At 47.7% G+C, this 15,963-nt stretch carries 16 protein-coding genes and 1 pseudogene; 7 read left to right on the top strand and 10 right to left on the bottom strand.

Features of this window, described 5'->3' with window-relative positions; translation table 11 throughout:
* Positions 1–35: 35 nt before the first annotated feature.
* Both treB and treR read right to left on the bottom strand, forming a co-directional pair.
* Positions 36–1,457, bottom strand: coding sequence for a PTS trehalose transporter subunit IIBC (treB, locus tag ACJHYR_RS22375; protein ID WP_001299664.1), 1,422 nt, complete (start codon positions 1,455–1,457; stop codon positions 36–38).
* Positions 1,458–1,575: 118 nt separating this feature from the next.
* Positions 1,576–2,526, bottom strand: a pseudogene (gene treR, locus ACJHYR_RS22380) (trehalose operon repressor TreR); the annotation flags it as partial.
* A gap of 181 nt (positions 2,527–2,707) precedes the next feature.
* Here treR and mgtL point away from each other — a divergent pair.
* Together mgtL and mgtA are read left to right on the top strand one after the other, a co-directional pair.
* Entirely contained in the window at positions 2,708–2,761 is a 54-nt protein-coding gene (mgtL, locus tag ACJHYR_RS22385) for a mgtA regulatory leader peptide MgtL (RefSeq protein WP_001387276.1), read from the top strand.
* 140 nt (positions 2,762–2,901) lie between these two features.
* Positions 2,902–5,598: a magnesium-translocating P-type ATPase gene (gene mgtA, locus ACJHYR_RS22390; protein ID WP_000471850.1), complete on the top strand. Its 2,697-nt coding sequence runs from the start codon at positions 2,902–2,904 to the stop codon at positions 5,596–5,598.
* Positions 5,599–5,803: 205 nt separating this feature from the next.
* Here the strand turns inward: mgtA and ridA are convergent, their stop codons facing one another.
* From ridA to bdcA, 6 genes are all read right to left on the bottom strand, one after another.
* Positions 5,804–6,190, bottom strand: coding sequence for a 2-iminobutanoate/2-iminopropanoate deaminase (gene ridA / locus ACJHYR_RS22395; protein ID WP_000047539.1), 387 nt, complete (start codon positions 6,188–6,190; stop codon positions 5,804–5,806).
* Positions 6,191–6,262: 72 nt separating this feature from the next.
* A complete protein-coding gene (pyrI, locus tag ACJHYR_RS22400) occupies positions 6,263–6,724 on the bottom strand; it encodes an aspartate carbamoyltransferase regulatory subunit (protein ID WP_000148581.1) in 462 nt (153 codons plus the stop codon).
* Between the two features lie 12 nt (positions 6,725–6,736).
* Positions 6,737–7,672, bottom strand: coding sequence for an aspartate carbamoyltransferase (gene pyrB, locus ACJHYR_RS22405; RefSeq protein WP_059327941.1), 936 nt, complete (start codon positions 7,670–7,672; stop codon positions 6,737–6,739).
* 3 nt (positions 7,673–7,675) lie between these two features.
* Positions 7,676–7,810: a pyr operon leader peptide gene (pyrL, locus tag ACJHYR_RS22410; RefSeq protein WP_001296693.1), complete on the bottom strand. Its 135-nt coding sequence runs from the start codon at positions 7,808–7,810 to the stop codon at positions 7,676–7,678.
* 280 nt (positions 7,811–8,090) lie between these two features.
* Positions 8,091–8,486 carry a RidA family protein gene (locus tag ACJHYR_RS22415; protein ID WP_059327942.1) on the bottom strand — a complete coding sequence of 132 codons (396 nt, stop codon included), beginning with the start codon at positions 8,484–8,486 and terminating at the stop codon, positions 8,091–8,093.
* Between the two features lie 130 nt (positions 8,487–8,616).
* Entirely contained in the window at positions 8,617–9,330 is a 714-nt protein-coding gene (gene bdcA / locus ACJHYR_RS22420) for an SDR family oxidoreductase (RefSeq protein ID WP_000500712.1), read from the bottom strand.
* 70 nt (positions 9,331–9,400) lie between these two features.
* Here bdcA and ACJHYR_RS22425 point away from each other — a divergent pair, with 70 nt between their 5' ends.
* The 3 genes from ACJHYR_RS22425 to ACJHYR_RS22435 all read left to right on the top strand — a co-directional run bounded on the left by ACJHYR_RS22425 (position 9,401) and on the right by ACJHYR_RS22435 (position 12,381).
* Positions 9,401–9,994 carry a TetR/AcrR family transcriptional regulator gene (locus ACJHYR_RS22425; RefSeq protein ID WP_000256673.1) on the top strand — a complete coding sequence of 198 codons (594 nt, stop codon included), beginning with the start codon at positions 9,401–9,403 and terminating at the stop codon, positions 9,992–9,994.
* A gap of 144 nt (positions 9,995–10,138) precedes the next feature.
* Positions 10,139–10,591, top strand: coding sequence for a toxin-antitoxin biofilm protein TabA (gene tabA / locus ACJHYR_RS22430; protein WP_000583470.1), 453 nt, complete (start codon positions 10,139–10,141; stop codon positions 10,589–10,591).
* A gap of 122 nt (positions 10,592–10,713) precedes the next feature.
* Entirely contained in the window at positions 10,714–12,381 is a 1,668-nt protein-coding gene (locus ACJHYR_RS22435; protein WP_001550512.1) for a hypothetical protein, read from the top strand.
* Positions 12,382–12,438: 57 nt separating this feature from the next.
* On the opposite strand, the gene argF is transcribed toward ACJHYR_RS22435, so the two are convergent.
* Positions 12,439–13,443, bottom strand: coding sequence for an ornithine carbamoyltransferase (gene argF / locus ACJHYR_RS22440; protein WP_000012907.1), 1,005 nt, complete (start codon positions 13,441–13,443; stop codon positions 12,439–12,441).
* A gap of 161 nt (positions 13,444–13,604) precedes the next feature.
* On the opposite strand from argF, the gene rraB reads away from it, so the two are divergent.
* A complete protein-coding gene (rraB, locus tag ACJHYR_RS22445) occupies positions 13,605–14,021 on the top strand; it encodes a ribonuclease E inhibitor RraB (RefSeq protein WP_000002953.1) in 417 nt (138 codons plus the stop codon).
* A 45-nt stretch (positions 14,022–14,066) separates the two neighbouring features.
* Here the strand turns inward: rraB and ACJHYR_RS22450 are convergent, their stop codons facing one another.
* Positions 14,067–14,570: a GNAT family N-acetyltransferase gene (locus ACJHYR_RS22450; RefSeq protein ID WP_001059404.1), complete on the bottom strand. Its 504-nt coding sequence runs from the start codon at positions 14,568–14,570 to the stop codon at positions 14,067–14,069.
* A gap of 192 nt (positions 14,571–14,762) precedes the next feature.
* Between ACJHYR_RS22450 and ACJHYR_RS22455 the strand changes: the two genes are divergently transcribed.
* The gene (locus ACJHYR_RS22455; RefSeq protein ID WP_059327944.1) at positions 14,763–15,959 is read left to right on the top strand and encodes a YjgN family protein; all 1,197 of its coding nucleotides are present in this window, start codon (positions 14,763–14,765) and stop codon (positions 15,957–15,959) included.
* Positions 15,960–15,963 lie beyond the last annotated feature (4 nt).

Here is a 15,963-nt window from a genome sequence, read left to right on the forward strand (position 1 = left end):
AAATGCGAGGGGGCGCAATTGCGCCCCGAAGAAAATTAAACAATGTCCAGCGTGCCCAGGCGGTATTTCCGCTGATAGATAAACGAGGTGAGTACAATCGGGATGATGATGGCGATAGCCATTGCCAGCGCAAACACCTGCCAGTAGCTCGGTTGAATCGAGAGAATTCCCGGCAGGCCGCCTACGCCGATGCCATTCGCCATAACGCCGTTCAGGCCGCATAGCAATCCTGCCAGACCAGAACCAATCATCGCGCACAGCATCGGGAAGCGATATTTCAGGTTGATGCCGTACATAGCAGGCTCAGTGACTCCAAGCCAGGCGGAGATAGCGGCAGGCACGGAGATCTCGCGTTCATTGTGCTTGCGGCTGGAAATGATAATGCCTATCACGGCGGAACCCTGAGCGATATTCGACAGCGCAATCAGCGGCCACACTGGCGTACCACCCATGCTTTGAATCATCTGCAAATCAATAGCAAGCGTGGTCTGATGTACGCCGGTGATCACCAGCGGGGCGTACAGGAAGCCAAACAATGCCGCGCCAATCGGAGCAAAGCTGCCGGTCATCAGGTGACGTACCGCAAAGGCAACGCCATCGCCAATCATGCGACCAAACGGACCAATCAGCGCATGGGCGAGGAACACCGCGAGGATCAGCGAACAAACGGGCACCACCACCAGATAGAGGTAATCCGGCACGATGCGCTTAAGACGAGTTTCAATAACGCCCAGCGCCAGCCCGGCTAACAGTGCCGGGATCACCTGCGCCTGATAGCCCACTTTGGCGATGCTGAACATGCCAAAGTCCCATACTTCCGGCAGCTGCTGCCCGAGCAGATAAGCGTTCATCAGCTGTGGAGAAACCAGCGTTACGCCAAGCACGATACCAAGGATCGGCGTGCCGCCCATTTTTTTCACCGCTGACCAGCAAATCCCGACCGGCAGGTAGAAGAAGATCGCTTCACCGATCAACCACAGAAAATCGTAGATCGTTTGCAGGGAAGGGTACATTTGCGCCAGCGTTTGACCGTTGCTCATGGGCAAATCGCCGATCACATTGCGAAAACCGAGGATCAAACCGCCGCTAATCAACGCGGGCAGCAACGGGAAGAAAATCTCCGCGAAATGAGAGATCAACTGCTCATGCCATTTCATATTCTGCCGGGCGGCTTTTTTTACCTGCTCTTTATCAACCTGCGCCTGTCCGGTTGACGCTATCAGTGCTTGATAGTAATCACCCACGTTGGTGCCAATTACCACCTGAAATTGCCCGGCATTGGTGAAACAGCCTTTCACCATGGGGAGTTGCTCAATTTCTTTCGGTCTGGCATTGGCCGGTTGGTTGAGGACAAAGCGCAGGCGAGTTATACAGTGGCTCACCGTCGCAATATTGCCGCGCCCGCCGACCAGTTCAATCAACCGATCGATATCCGTTTGGTTTATTTTGCTCATCATAAAGCCCCATGGCAGATGACATTTTTGGTTGGCTGCAGAATATATTGCGCGGAAAAATTTAAAAACGGGAACGTTCCCGAAACGCAGCGAAGATCACAATTTATCGTTCAGGAAACGATCAGGACAGGGTGGCGGGGATGATGATTTGTTGCGGTTCGCTGCGCCCGGTTACCTGCGCGATCAACTGGCAGGCCGCCTGGCGTCCAGCTTCGGCGTAACCGGGATCTACGGTGACGATCTCCGGATGGAGGAATTTCATTAACGGCGTATTACCGACGCTCGCCAGTTGCAAGGTGTCGATGCGTTGCTCTTGCAGGTATTTACTTGCACCAAGTGCCAGCGTGTCGGTTGCGCACAGTAACGCGGTAGTTTCAGGCGTAATCACTTTTGCTACGTTCTCATAGCCTTGCTTCATAGCAAGGCCTGGCAGAGCGGCAACGGGATGCAGTTTATGCGCTTTGCAGAACGCCAGGTAGGCTTCGTGACGTCGCTTACCGGTCGTCACGTCACTATGCGGCACGCCGAGATAACTGATATTACGATGCCCCTGGTCATACAGCCGTTGCATCAGGATCTTGATTGCCCCTTCGTCGTCATAACAGACCGAAGCAAAGCCTTTTGCGTCACGCGCCAGCAGAACCAGCGATGACTGCCAGTGGGCTAATATTTCTTCTGTTATGCCGGTAAAACCGAACAGCACTACGCCGTCGATATTACGCCGTTTCAGCACCCCCAAATGTTCGGCAACTAATTGTGGGGAAAACTGACTTTCCATCATGATTGGATCGTAACCTTGTTCATAGAACGCTGGCAGCATGGTTTGAACGGCGAGATTTTCTGACAACGAATCCAGACGGGTAACAATGATGGCGACCACTTTATCGCTTTGCCCACGCATAGCGCGCGCAGAGCGGGAAGGGGAAAATCCATGCTGATTCATCACTGCTTCAACACGCTCGCGCGTGCGCTGGCTCACGCCGCTTTCGTTATTCAGCACCCGGGAAACCGTAGATTTCCCCACGCCGCTTAAGCGCGCGATGTCTTTGATGGTCAGCCGATTTTGCATCCTGTTGTCCCGTAACGTGTTGTTTAATTATTTGAGCCTAACTTTACCCGTGCATTCAGCAATGGGTAAAGTCTGGTTTATCGTTGGTTTAGTTGCCAGCAGGTATTATATCGCCATAGATGCTACGAATATTATTGGATTCTCCTTATTATTTGCGGCGCTTTTTTCACTTACCGGAGGTTATATGGAACCTGATCCCACGCCTCTCCCTCGACGGAGATTAAAACTTTTCCGGTAAGCCCGTCTTTTCACGGCGTTACCGGATGCGTAAGGCCGTGACGTTTTAACGTCCCTGCTCAGCTTTATTACCTTCAGGTAAGGCTTCGCCACGCCTGAAGACATTTCTGTACTGTTTCAGACAGTGCGGAGGGACTCTTTATGTTTAAAGAAATTTTTACCCGGTTCATTCGCCATTTACCTTCCCGTCTGGTTCATCGCGATCCATTGCCTGGCGCGCAGCAGACAGTGAATACGGCGGTCCCGCCGTCCTTAAGTGCGCATTGCCTGAAAATGGCGGTGATGCCCGAAGAAGAATTGTGGAAAACGTTCGACACCCATCCGGAAGGATTAAATCAGGCGGAAGTGGAATCTGCCCGCGAACAACATGGTGAAAATAAATTACCCGCACAACAACCGTCGCCGTGGTGGGTTCATTTATGGGTCTGCTATCGCAACCCCTTTAATATTTTACTCACCATTCTCGGCGCTATTTCTTACGCCACGGAAGATTTATTTGCCGCGGGCGTTATCGCGCTAATGGTCGCTATTTCTACGTTGCTGAACTTTATTCAGGAAGCACGTTCCACTAAAGCGGCAGATGCCCTGAAAGCGATGGTCAGCAATACTGCGACGGTGCTGCGCGTAATTAACGACAAAGGCGAAAATGGCTGGCTGGAGATCCCGATCGACCAGCTGGTGCCCGGCGATATTATAAAACTGGCGGCAGGGGATATGATCCCGGCAGATTTACGTATCTTGCAGGCGCGGGATCTGTTCGTCGCTCAGGCGTCGTTAACCGGTGAGTCTCTGCCCGTGGAAAAAGCCGCTACTACTCGCCAGCCGGAGCACAGCAATCCGCTGGAGTGCGACACCCTGTGTTTTATGGGCACCACCGTGGTGAGCGGCACGGCACAAGCAATGGTGATTGCTACAGGAGCCAACACTTGGTTTGGTCAACTGGCGGGGCGTGTTAGTGAGCAGGAAAGCGAGCCGAATGCCTTTCAGCAAGGGATCAGCCGCGTCAGTATGCTGCTGATTCGCTTTATGCTGGTGATGGCTCCGGTGGTGTTGCTTATCAACGGTTACACCAAAGGTGACTGGTGGGAAGCGGCACTGTTTGCGCTTTCGGTCGCGGTAGGCTTAACGCCAGAAATGTTGCCGATGATTGTTACCTCGACGCTGGCGCGCGGCGCAGTAAAGCTGTCGAAACAGAAAGTGATCGTCAAGCATCTGGATGCCATTCAGAACTTTGGCGCAATGGATATTCTGTGCACTGATAAAACCGGCACCCTGACGCAGGACAAAATTGTGCTGGAGAATCATACCGATATCTCCGGTAAAACCAGCGAACGCGTGCTGCATAGCGCGTGGTTGAACAGTCATTACCAGACCGGACTTAAAAACCTGCTTGATACCGCGGTGCTCGAAGGTACGGATGAAGAGTCAGCGCGCTCGCTGGCCAGCCGTTGGCAAAAAATTGATGAGATTCCGTTTGATTTCGAGCGTCGCCGGATGTCGGTGGTAGTGGCAGAAAATACCGAGCACCATCAGCTGGTTTGCAAAGGCGCATTGCAGGAAATCCTCAATGTGTGTTCGCAGGTGCGTCACAATGGCGAGATTGTGCCGCTCGATGACACCATGCTGCGTAAGATTAAGCGGGTTACTGATACGCTGAATCGTCAGGGGCTGCGCGTGGTTGCGGTGGCGACGAAATACCTGCCAGCGCGTGAAGGCGATTACCAGCGAGCGGATGAATCCGACCTGATCCTCGAAGGATATATTGCTTTCCTTGATCCGCCAAAAGAGACAACTGCTCCGGCACTGAAGGCATTAAAAGCGAGTGGCATTACCGTAAAAATCCTTACTGGCGACAGTGAGTTAGTTGCAGCGAAAGTGTGCCATGAAGTGGGGCTAGACGCGGGAGAGGTGGTCATTGGTAGTGATATTGAAACGCTATCTGACGATGAACTGGCAAATCTCGCACAGCGCACCACGCTGTTTGCTCGCCTGACGCCGATGCATAAAGAACGCATTGTGACCTTACTGAAGCGCGAAGGGCATGTGGTTGGCTTTATGGGCGATGGTATTAATGATGCGCCCGCCTTACGTGCTGCGGATATCGGCATTTCTGTGGACGGCGCGGTAGATATTGCCCGTGAAGCGGCTGATATCATCCTGCTGGAAAAAAGCCTGATGGTGCTGGAAGAGGGGGTTATTGAGGGACGTCGCACTTTCGCCAACATGCTGAAATACATCAAAATGACGGCGAGTTCTAACTTCGGTAATGTGTTCAGCGTGCTGGTGGCGAGTGCTTTCTTGCCCTTCCTGCCGATGTTGCCGTTACACTTGCTTATTCAGAACCTGCTGTACGATGTGTCACAGGTGGCGATCCCGTTTGATAACGTCGACGACGAGCAAATTCAAAAGCCGCAGCGTTGGAATCCGGCGGATCTGGGGCGCTTTATGATCTTCTTCGGACCGATCAGCTCGATCTTCGATATTCTGACGTTTTGCCTGATGTGGTGGGTATTCCATGCCAACACGCCGGAAACGCAAACGCTGTTCCAGTCGGGCTGGTTTGTGGTGGGCTTACTGTCGCAAACGCTGATTGTGCATATGATCCGCACCCGTCGTGTACCGTTTATTCAGAGCTGTGCATCGTGGCCGTTAATGATCATGACCGTGATCGTGATGATTGTCGGGATCGCATTGCCGTTTTCACCGCTGGCCAGTTATCTGCAGCTGCAGGCGCTGCCGTTAAGCTATTTCCCGTGGCTGGTTGCGATTCTGGCAGGGTATATGACGTTAACCCAGTTGGTGAAAGGGTTCTATAGCCGTCGTTACGGCTGGCAGTAAAGAATAAACTGGGCATGGTGGCCCGGATTCAGATTGCAGACAAAGTGAGCTTTGTTCATGCCGGATGCGGCGTAAACGCCCAATCCGGCCTACAAATTCAATAAATTGCAGGAATCACGTAGGCCTGATAAGCGTAGCGCATCAGGCGATTTTGCGTTTGTCATCAGACTTAATCCGGGCATGATAGCCCGGATTTCCATCAAGATTAGCGACGAACAGCGATCGCTTCGATCTCAATCTTCACGTCTTTCGGCAGACGGGCAACTTCAACGCAAGAACGTGCCGGGAAGGTGGCGTTGTGTTCGGTGAAGAAGGCTTCGTAGGTAGCATTAACGGTTGCGAAGTCGTTCAGATCTTTCACAAACACGGTGGTTTTAACGATGTCGCCCACTTTCAGGCCTGCGGCTTCGACGATCGCTTTTACGTTATCCAGCGACTGACGAGCCTGTGCAGCGACGTCTGCCGGTACTTCGCCCGTTTTCGGATTTACCGGGATCTGACCGGAGGTGATGATCATATTGCCCAGATCAACGCCCTGTACGTAAGGACCGATAGCTGCCGGTGCATTTTCCGTCGCGATAGTTTTGCTCATGATTTCTCCTTTATTACAGCGGTAAAAAGTCTGGCTCATTATAGGGAGCCAGACTTTTATTACCAACCGCAATTAATTGGCCAGCACCACATTATGGGAAAACTCTTTTTCACAGTATTTGCATTTGAGCGCGATGTCATTGGCGCGTTTTCGCACGGCAAAGCTGGAAGAAACCGGTTCGGCATGGCTGATACAGTTGCTGTTCGGGCAGACCAGCACATTGTCGATGCGCTCCGGCAGACTGGGGCGCGATTTGCCAACCACTTCATAGTTGTCGATACGGTTAACCGTGGCTTGCGGTGCATACAATGCCAGTTGGTCTACTTGATCTTCACTCAAAAAGGTATTTTCGATTTTGATCAGATCTTTGCGGCCCATCTCGCCAGAAGGCAGGTTCAGACCAATGGTGATGCGCTGATCCGTTTCGGTCAGCTTGAACAAACTCAACAGCTTAAAACCGATCTGGGCGGGGATATGGTCAATTACCGTGCCGCGTTTAATAGCTTCAACCTGCAATTTATTATCGTGTGTCATCTCTATTCCCCCTTACAGTACCAGATCGCGATTCAGAACCAGTGCCAGTAACGCCTGGCGAGCGAAAATCCCGTTGCCTGCCTGCTGGAAGTACCAGGCGTGTGGCGTTTTATCAACCTCCGTCGCAATCTCATCAACACGCGGCAGCGGATGCAGCACTTTCATATTGGCTTTGGCGTTGTGAAGATCGCTGGCGCGAAGAACAAACTGCGCTTTCACGTTGGCGTACTCGGACGGGTCCAGACGCTCTTTTTGCACGCGGGTCATGTACAGGATGTCTACTTCCGCCATCACTTCTTCAATAGAGCTGTGCAGACTCCAGGCGATTCCTTTTTCATCGAGCATATCAAGGATGTATTGCGGCATTGCCAGCGCGTCCGGCGCGATGAAGTAAAAACGGTTGCCGTCGAACTTCGCTAACGCCTGAGTCAGGGAGTGAACGGTGCGGCCATATTTCAGGTCACCAACCATTGCGACGTGGAGATTGTCCAGACGCCCCTGGGTTTCCTGAATGGTGAATAAGTCCAGCAAGGTTTGCGTCGGATGTTGGTTGGAGCCATCACCGGCATTCAGTACCGGTACATTGCCAGAAAATTCGGTGGCCAGGCGCGCCGCCCCTTCCTGCGGATGACGCATCACTATCGCATCGACGTAAGTGCTGATAACCGAAATGGTATCGGCCAGCGTTTCGCCTTTTTTACCCAGTGATGTATTGGCGCTGTCGGAGAAGCCCACCACGCTGGCACCCAGGCGGTGCATGGAAGTTTCGAAAGAGAGGCGGGTACGGGTAGAGGCTTCGAAGAAACAGCTGGCAATGACTTTGTGCTTCAACAGCTCTGGTTGCGGGTTTGCTTTCAGTTTCGCCGCTGTCGCCAGCACCAGATTAAGGTCATCGCGACTAAGGTCGTTTATGGAAATGATATGTTTCTGATATAGCGGATTAGCCATCTTTTATCTCCTGACGCCTGGGCAAAAAAAAGCCCCTCGATTGAGGGGCTGGGAATGGGTGATCAACGGGAAGAAAAACGGCAGGCCAGCGTCTTTTTTCAGACGCGGTAAGACAAAATGTCGAACACACTGAACCATACATCCTCCCGGCAAATTGTCCGGCATTATACTCATCGTCAGAAGCGGTGCAAGCATTTGATGCAATATTTTGTCAGCGCAAACGGTTTATTTGAATTAAAAGTCAAAGTATGTGCATTTTTATTTTCTATGATTTCGGAGGGGAAGTGTCGTTCGGTATCAATAATTGCAGACATTTCCTGCTTTTTTCTTTTTCATTTTCACGCAATCAGATATGCATTTTATTCCATTCATCCGACTTATAGGGCGGAGGGTGAAAACGAACGGCTAACACTATTGCTTATAGCTCAGGGATGCGCGCTATCACTTTAATTTCAAAATCAAAGCCTGCCAGCCAGGTAACACCCACCGCCGTCCAGGTTGGATAAGGTGGCGCGCTAAATATTTCATTTTTCACCGTCATGATGTCTTCAAATTGTTTTTCTGGATCGGTATGAAAGCTCGTAACATCAATGATATCGTCAAAAGTGCATCTCGCAGCAGCCAGGGTCGCATGCAAATTATCAAAGGCCAGTCTGACTTGTTGCTGAAAATCGGGTTCTGGTGTTCCGTCCTCTCGACTTCCTACTTGCCCGGAAACAAACAGCAAATCGCCGGAACGAATAGCCGCAGAATAACGATGCTCAGCATACAGTGAATGTCGGCCAGCAGGGAAAACAGCGGTTCTTTCTACCATTTGGTTATCCTCAAGATTTACGACATGAACAGAAGATTTATATTTACCGGGAGCCGCTTTTAGCGGACGACGTAAGTAAACAAAGCCCAGACATCATGGATAATGGCTGGGCTTAATTGAGCGTAGTCGGTTATGCGCCAAACGCGCCATCAATGGTATGCATCGCGCCGGTAACAAAACTGGCTTCTGGCCCTGCTAACCATGCGACCATACCAGCGACCTCTTCCGGTTGCCCATGTCTTTTGATGGCCATAAAACTATGCAACATATCGCGCATTGGCCCGTTGGCGGGATTAGCGTCGGTATCAATTGGTCCTGGCTGGACGACGTTGATGGTGATCCCTCGCGGTCCAAAATCACGGGCCAGCCCGCGCGCCATGCCTTGCAGGGCAGATTTACTGGCGGCATAAGCAGCCATGCCTGCAACAGGCATACGATCGCCATTCACGGAGCCGATGATTAAGATGCGCCCGCCTTCGGGCATCTGCCGGGCGGCTTCAACAGAGGCATGATAAGGAGCATGAATATTGATTTTGAAAAGGCGATCAATATCGTCGGCATTTAATTCCAGGGCATCGCCAAAGACGCCAATACCTGCATTTACCACCAGGATATCCAATGCGCCGCTCTTACGAACGACATCAATAACAGCGTCTCTGTCAGCACTATCTGTGAATACTGCTGTCGCTCCAGTCTCTTGTGCCAGGCGTTCAGCGGCATCTTTCGACCCCGCATAGGTGAATCGTACATTGGCCCCATCGGTGACGAAACGACGTACGATAGCGGCACCGATTCCACGGCTGCCACCGAGGATGAGAACTGTCTTACCGGTAAAAGCGCCCATAAGGACTCCTTGATTTATTATGTAACATTCATTACAAAACTGTTTTAACTTTCTGTCAACAAGTTTTGTAATGGTCACTAAAAAACAATCTCGCGTTCCAGGTCGCCCCAGACGTTTCGCTCCTGAGCAGGCAGTCTCTGCGGCAAAAGTGCTTTTTCACCAAAAAGGTTTCGATGCAGTCAGTGTTGCTGAAGTTACTGATTATCTTGGTATTAACCCCCCGAGCCTCTACGCGGCTTTTGGCAGTAAGGCTGGGTTGTTTAGCCGTGTACTCAATGAATATGTCGGTACGGAAGCTATTCCGCTTGCCGATATTCTTCGTGATGATCGTCCGGTAGGCGAGTGCCTGGTTGAGGTATTAAAAGAAGCGGCGCGCAGATATAGCCAAAACGGCGGCTGCGCTGGCTGTATGGTTCTTGAAGGTATTCATAGTCATGATCCACAAGCGCGTGATATTGCCGTTCAATATTATCACGCCGCAGAAACGACCATTTATGACTATATCGCCAGGCGGCATCCACAAAGCGCACAATGTGTGACTGATTTTATGAGTACCGTGATGTCAGGGCTTTCTGCGAAGGCACGGGAGGGGCACTCCATCGAACAACTCTGTGCAACAGCTGCCCTGGCGGGGGAAGCGATAAAAACTCTTCTCAAGGAGTGATGCTGGCCTTGATCCGAAAGGCGGGAACGCGCCTGCCGATAAGTTGTGATAAGACAATAATTCACGCGTTAAGGCTAGCGTAATTGATCATCTTTTCGTATAACGATAGAAATGAAACATTGTTTTAATTAAGGAGTGAAAAAGATGATCATCGGAAATATTCATAATCTTCAGCCGTGGCTACCCCAGGAGTTACGCCAGGCGATTGAGCATATCAAAGCACACGTTACGGCAGAAACGCCAAAGGGCAAGCACGATATCGAAGGCAATCGTCTGTTTTATCTTATCTCGGAAGATATGACCGAGCCGTACGAAGCTCGCCGTGCGGAGTACCATGCCCGCTATCTCGACATTCAGATTGTGTTAAAAGGTCAGGAAGGCATGACCTTCAGCACGCAACCTGCAGGCACCCCTGATACCGACTGGTTAGCAGACAAAGACATCGCATTTTTGCCGGAAGGCGTTGATGAGAAAACAGTTATCCTTAATGAAGGTGATTTTGTTGTGTTTTATCCGGGGGAAGTGCATAAACCGCTGTGCGCAGTGGGCGCGCCAGCCCAGGTTCGCAAAGCAGTAGTGAAGATGCTGATGGCGTGATGACTTTTCGCCGTAAATAACTCCAGGTTTACGGCGAGTTTGTGAAAAGAGCGTTTTTTGATATTTTTTTGTGAGTAAAATTTGTAATGCTTAGACGTTCTTATTAACTTAAGGAGTTCGTCATGAGCAAAATATCAGGTTGGAATTTTTCTCAACACATTACATCAGCCGACAATTTTAAACAAAAAAGTGAAGTTATAAATACCTGGCGTGTTGGAATGAATAATTTTGCCCGTAATGCCGAGGGGCAGGATAATACAAGAAATATCCTTGATCCTAAGACATTTTTGGAGTTTTTGGTAAAAATATTTACCCTGGGTTATGTGGATTTTAGCAAACGCTCCAATGAAGCGGGAAGAAATATGATGGCTCATATTGAGTCCTCATCTTATATCAAAAATAATGATGGCAGTGAGATAATGAAGTTTGTTATGAATAATCCTGAAGGGGAACGAGCAGATTTATCTAAGGTGGAAATAGAAATTACACTTTCCACTATCACTACTATGGGGACTCGTCAAGGACATACGGCTATTATATTTCAACAATCTGATGGTTCGACTAATCGTTATGAAGGGAAGTCCTTTGAAAGAAAAGATGAGAGTTCATTACACCTGATTACTAACAAGATTCTGGCGTGTTACCAACGCGAAGCTAACAAGGAAATAGCTCGTCTATTAAATATTCCGCAGGAGTTAAATAATTCTCATGACTTAAATAACTCGCAGGTGAGTTGTAAAGGTTCAGTTGATTCTACGATTACGGATTTATTAGAAAAATCATTGAATAATGCATTATTAGCAATAAGGAAAGAACATCTGCTATTAATGCCTTATGTATGTAATGAATCGATTTCATACTTGCTGGGTAAAAAAGGGATACTGAAAGAAATAGATGACCTTAACGTATTAAATAATTATCTTATTAATAATAAAAAAGCTACTGACAATGAAATTAATGACATCAAAGTTAACCTGTCTCATATTCTTATTGATTCCTTAGATGATGCAAAAGTTAACCTTGCACCGGTCATTGTTTCGATTCTGGAGACTTTTTTAAAATCCCCATATATTAATGATGTAAGAATACTGGATTGGTGTTTTAATAAAAGCATGCAATATATTGGTGATTCAGCAAAGATAAAGCATGCATGCTCTGTGATAAATTATATTGATTTTAGCCGCGATCAATCTAAAGATTTTAGCTGCGATCAATCTAAAATTAAAATAGCTGAGACCTTATTTTTCAATCTCGATAAAGAACCCTATAAAAATAGCTGTGAATTACATGAATTGATTTGGGATAAGTTGGTTGCATATGTCAATGATTTTAACTTAAGCAATCAAGAAAAATCACGCTTAATACTAAGGTTATTTGATGATGTTAAGTTGCTATTTAATGAAGTGCCTGTCAGCATTTTAGTAAATGATATTTTTTTGAAGGGTTTTTTCATGAAGCAACCTGATTTTGCGAAGTGGTACTTCTATCAATTACTTAAGAAGTATGAGGGCGAACAGCTGTATCTTAATGAGTTAGGATATGTTTATGGTAATGAAGAAAAAACAAATGAAATTGTAAAAAAACAACCGGGTTATGTCGTTAAGATTTTTGAAGAAAAGATGGGGAATGAATTAAAAATTAGAACAAGAATGATGAAAATCCTCCGGGATGGGAAAATAAATATATATGAATATATTAATAAAGAACAGTTAGAAAAATTAAATCCTCCGGAAGATTTACGAACAGTAATAGAAAAATTGGGGTGGAAGAATAGAACTCACACTGCATAAAATAATATGATGCCGGGATATTTTTTGTATTTCCCGGCATCTTTATAGCGATGTCAATTATTTACTGAGCGTCGCGACCATCACCGCTTTGATGGTATGCATGCGGTTTTCCGCCTGATCAAAAACAATGCTGGCAGCAGATTCGAAGACCTCATCAGTCACTTCCATTCCGCCATGTAGGCCAAACTCTTCCGCCATTTTCTTACCAAGCGTCGTCTGGTCGTCATGAAACGCGGGCAGGCAGTGGAGGAATTTGACCTCCGGGTTACCGGTCAACTGCATCATCTTGCTGTTCACCTGATAATCACGCAGTAATGCAATCCGTTCTGCCCATTTCTCTTTTGCTTCCCCCATCGACACCCATACATCGGTATAGATAAAGTCAGCACCTTCTACTCCCTTGGCTACATCTTCCGTTAGCGTAATATTCCCGCCATTTTGCTGTGCCAGGGCGCGGCATTCCGTAACCAGCGCAGCTTCTGGCCAGCATGCCTGTGGCGCGACCAGACGCAAATCCAGACCGGTAAGCGCTGCAGCTTCGAGCATCGAATTGCCCATGTTGTTACGTGCGTCACCTGCATAGACCAGCGTCATTTCGTTGAACGCTTTGCCGGGCAAATGCTCCTGCATGGTGAGAAGATCCGCCAGCAGCTGAGTGGGGTGGAACTCATTGGTCAGGCCGTTCCATACCGGCACGCCAGCGTATTCCGCCAGTGTTTCGACAATCTCCTGACCATAGCCGCGATACTGAATACCGTCATACATGCGACCAAGCACGCGGGCAGTGTCTTTAATCGACTCTTTATGACCAATTTGGCTGCCGCTTGGGCCGAGATAAGTAACGCGAGCACCCTGGTCATATGCGGCAACTTCGAAAGAGCATCGGGTACGGGTCGAGTCTTTTTCGAAGATGAGCGCGATGTTTTTACCAGTGAGTTTGGCTTCTTCTTTACCGCTTTTCTTATCGGCTTTCAGCTTCGCGGCTAACTGCAGCAGGCTGTTGAGTTCAGCTGGCGTGAAATCGAGTAATTTCAGGAAATGCTTATGATAAAACCCGGACATAGATCCCTCCTGTGGCTAACGCCTCAATGAATTAAAATTCAATTTATATGGATGATTATTCATTTGCAAGTCTAAAGCATAAATCTTTATCACAAAGGTGGAGGCAATGTCAGTGGTGTGTGACAATAAGAGTATCGGCAGGACATTAAGAGGAATGAGCCATGGCAAACCCGGAACAACTGGAAGAACAGCGTGAAGAAACACGTTTGATTATTGAAGAATTACTGGAAGATGGCAGCGATCCGGACGCGCTGTACACCATCGAACACCATCTTTCCGCAGACGATCTGGAAACTCTGGAAAAAGCGGCAGTTGAAGCGTTTAAACTCGGTTACGAAGTGACCGATCCAGAAGAGCTGGAAGTTGAAGATGGTGATATCGTGATTTGCTGCGACATCCTCAGCGAGTGCGCGTTGAATGCCGATCTGATCGATGCCCAGGTTGAACAACTGATGACGCTGGCGGAGAAATTTGACGTTGAGTACGACGGTTGGGGCACTTACTTTGAAGATCCTAACGGCGAAGATGGCGACGATGAAGATTTTGTCGATGAAGACGATGACGGGGTTCGCCACTAATTAATTGATTAAAATGCCCGATAGCACATACTAGCGGGCATTTTTTTAGAGTTCGCGTAGCATCCGCACTTCACAATCGACATGGCCCGTGCAGCCAAGCGCATAGTCGATATGCTCAAAGCCCAAATGCTCATAAAGCGCAATGGCTTCCTTTAAAAAAGCGGTCGTTTCCAGATAGCAGCGTTTGAAGCCCATCTCTCGTGCCTGCTCCATCGCCATTACGGCCAGTTTTTTCGCTAGCCCTTTACCGCGAATAGCCGGAAGAAAATACATCTTTTGCAGTTCGCAAATGTCCGACTCACTCCCGGTTAATGGCGCAATCCCACCGCCGCCGACCACTTCACCCTCGTACTCAACCACCCAATATGCATGGCCAGGCTGACTATACACTTGATACAGCTCGTCAAGATTCGGATCGGCGACGGTGTAGCCTTTATCAGCGGTAAGACCGTATTCGGCGGATACCTGACGAATGACGCGGGCAATAGCAGGATTATCCTGCAGCGTCAGGCGACGCATTACAGGTGATTGCGGCGCAATGTTATTCATAGTTTAACCCAATAAAAATAAAGTAATTATACATTTGTTTAATACCACTCTCTTCTTACGTGCGCAAGCATCTTATAAAGCAATAAAGTTTTTGCCAGCCTATTACTGATAAGAGTATTGTAACGTGGCAGAACATTTTACTGTCTGTATCTATAAATTATATCAATGGATTTTTTAATTCAGGGAATTTTTATGGCTCAAGTTATTAATGAAATGGATGTTCCGTCCCATTCGTTTGTTTTTCATGGTACAGGTGAGAGATATTTTCTTATTTGTGTGGTGAATGTGTTGTTAACGATTATAACGCTAGGTATCTATTTACCATGGGCATTAATGAAATGTAAGCGTTATCTCTATGCTAATATGGAAGTTAACGGACAACGATTTTCTTATGGAATTACCGGTGGGAATGTTTTTTTTAGTTGTCTTGTTTTTGTTTTTTTCTATTTCGCAATCTTAATGACAGTGTCAGCAGATATGCCGCTTGTTGGCTGTGTTTTGACTTTGTCACTGTTGGTTTTGCTTATATTTATGGCAGCAAAAGGACTGCGTTATCAGGCCTTGATGACCAGTCTCAACGGCGTAAGATTTAGTTTTAATTGCTCTATGAAAGGGTTCTGGTGGGTGACCTTTTTCTTGCCGATTTTAATGGCCGTTGGGATGGGGACTGTTTTCTTTATCTCGACAAAGATGCTACATGCCAATAGTTCAAGTAGCGTTATTATATCTGTGGTTCTGATGACAATAGTTGGTATTGTTTCCATTGGTATTTTTAATGGTACTTTATATAGTCTGGTAATGAGTTTTCTCTGGAGCAATACCAGTTTCGGTATACATCGTTTCAAGGTGAAATTAGATACTGCGTATTGTATAAAATATGCCATCCTCGCATTTTTAGCTTTATTACCTTTTCTCGCTGTTGCTGGTTATATTATCTTCGAACAAATATTAAATGAGTATGATAGTTCTGGGTATGCAAATGATGATATTGAGAATTTACAGCAATTTATGGAAATGCAACGTAAAATGATAATCGCGCAGTTAATTTATTATTTTGGGATTGCTGTTAGCACCAGTTATTTAACGGTGTCGTTGCGAAATCATTTTATGAGCAACCTGTCACTGAATGATGGGCGTATTCGTTTTCGCTCAACTTTAACGTACCACGGTATGCTTTATCGCATGTGTGTGTTGGTGGTGATATCCGGGATTACGGGCGGTCTGGCTTATCCACTGTTGAAAATATGGATGATTGACTGGCAGGCAAAAAATACGTATTTGCTGGGCGATTTGGATGACCTTCCTTTAATCAATAAAGAAGAACAACCAGATAAAGGCTTCTTAGCCGGTATTTCTCGGGGAGTTATGCCTTCTTTACCATTTCTGTAAGAGA

This window comes from Escherichia sp. WS1450 (genome assembly GCF_046487395.1).
GTDB lineage: Bacteria > Pseudomonadota > Gammaproteobacteria > Enterobacterales > Enterobacteriaceae > Escherichia > Escherichia coli.

Coding starts and splice junctions, on each gene's coding strand:
- pyrI (WP_000148581.1), bottom strand. CDS start 6,724: ATGACACACGATAATAAATTGCAGGTTGAAGCTATTAAACGCGGCACG.
- argF (WP_000012907.1), bottom strand. CDS start 13,443: ATGTCCGGGTTTTATCATAAGCATTTCCTGAAATTACTCGATTTCACG.
- ACJHYR_RS22425 (WP_000256673.1), top strand. CDS start 9,401: ATGGTCACTAAAAAACAATCTCGCGTTCCAGGTCGCCCCAGACGTTTC.
- ACJHYR_RS22450 (WP_001059404.1), bottom strand. CDS start 14,570: ATGAATAACATTGCGCCGCAATCACCTGTAATGCGTCGCCTGACGCTG.
- ACJHYR_RS22435 (WP_001550512.1), top strand. CDS start 10,714: ATGAGCAAAATATCAGGTTGGAATTTTTCTCAACACATTACATCAGCC.
- pyrB (WP_059327941.1), bottom strand. CDS start 7,672: ATGGCTAATCCGCTATATCAGAAACATATCATTTCCATAAACGACCTT.
- rraB (WP_000002953.1), top strand. CDS start 13,605: ATGGCAAACCCGGAACAACTGGAAGAACAGCGTGAAGAAACACGTTTG.
- ACJHYR_RS22415 (WP_059327942.1), bottom strand. CDS start 8,486: ATGGTAGAAAGAACCGCTGTTTTCCCTGCTGGCCGACATTCACTGTAT.
- ridA (WP_000047539.1), bottom strand. CDS start 6,190: ATGAGCAAAACTATCGCGACGGAAAATGCACCGGCAGCTATCGGTCCT.
- bdcA (WP_000500712.1), bottom strand. CDS start 9,330: ATGGGCGCTTTTACCGGTAAGACAGTTCTCATCCTCGGTGGCAGCCGT.
- treB (WP_001299664.1), bottom strand. CDS start 1,457: ATGATGAGCAAAATAAACCAAACGGATATCGATCGGTTGATTGAACTG.
- ACJHYR_RS22455 (WP_059327944.1), top strand. CDS start 14,763: ATGGCTCAAGTTATTAATGAAATGGATGTTCCGTCCCATTCGTTTGTT.
- pyrL (WP_001296693.1), bottom strand. CDS start 7,810: ATGGTTCAGTGTGTTCGACATTTTGTCTTACCGCGTCTGAAAAAAGAC.
- mgtA (WP_000471850.1), top strand. CDS start 2,902: ATGTTTAAAGAAATTTTTACCCGGTTCATTCGCCATTTACCTTCCCGT.
- tabA (WP_000583470.1), top strand. CDS start 10,139: ATGATCATCGGAAATATTCATAATCTTCAGCCGTGGCTACCCCAGGAG.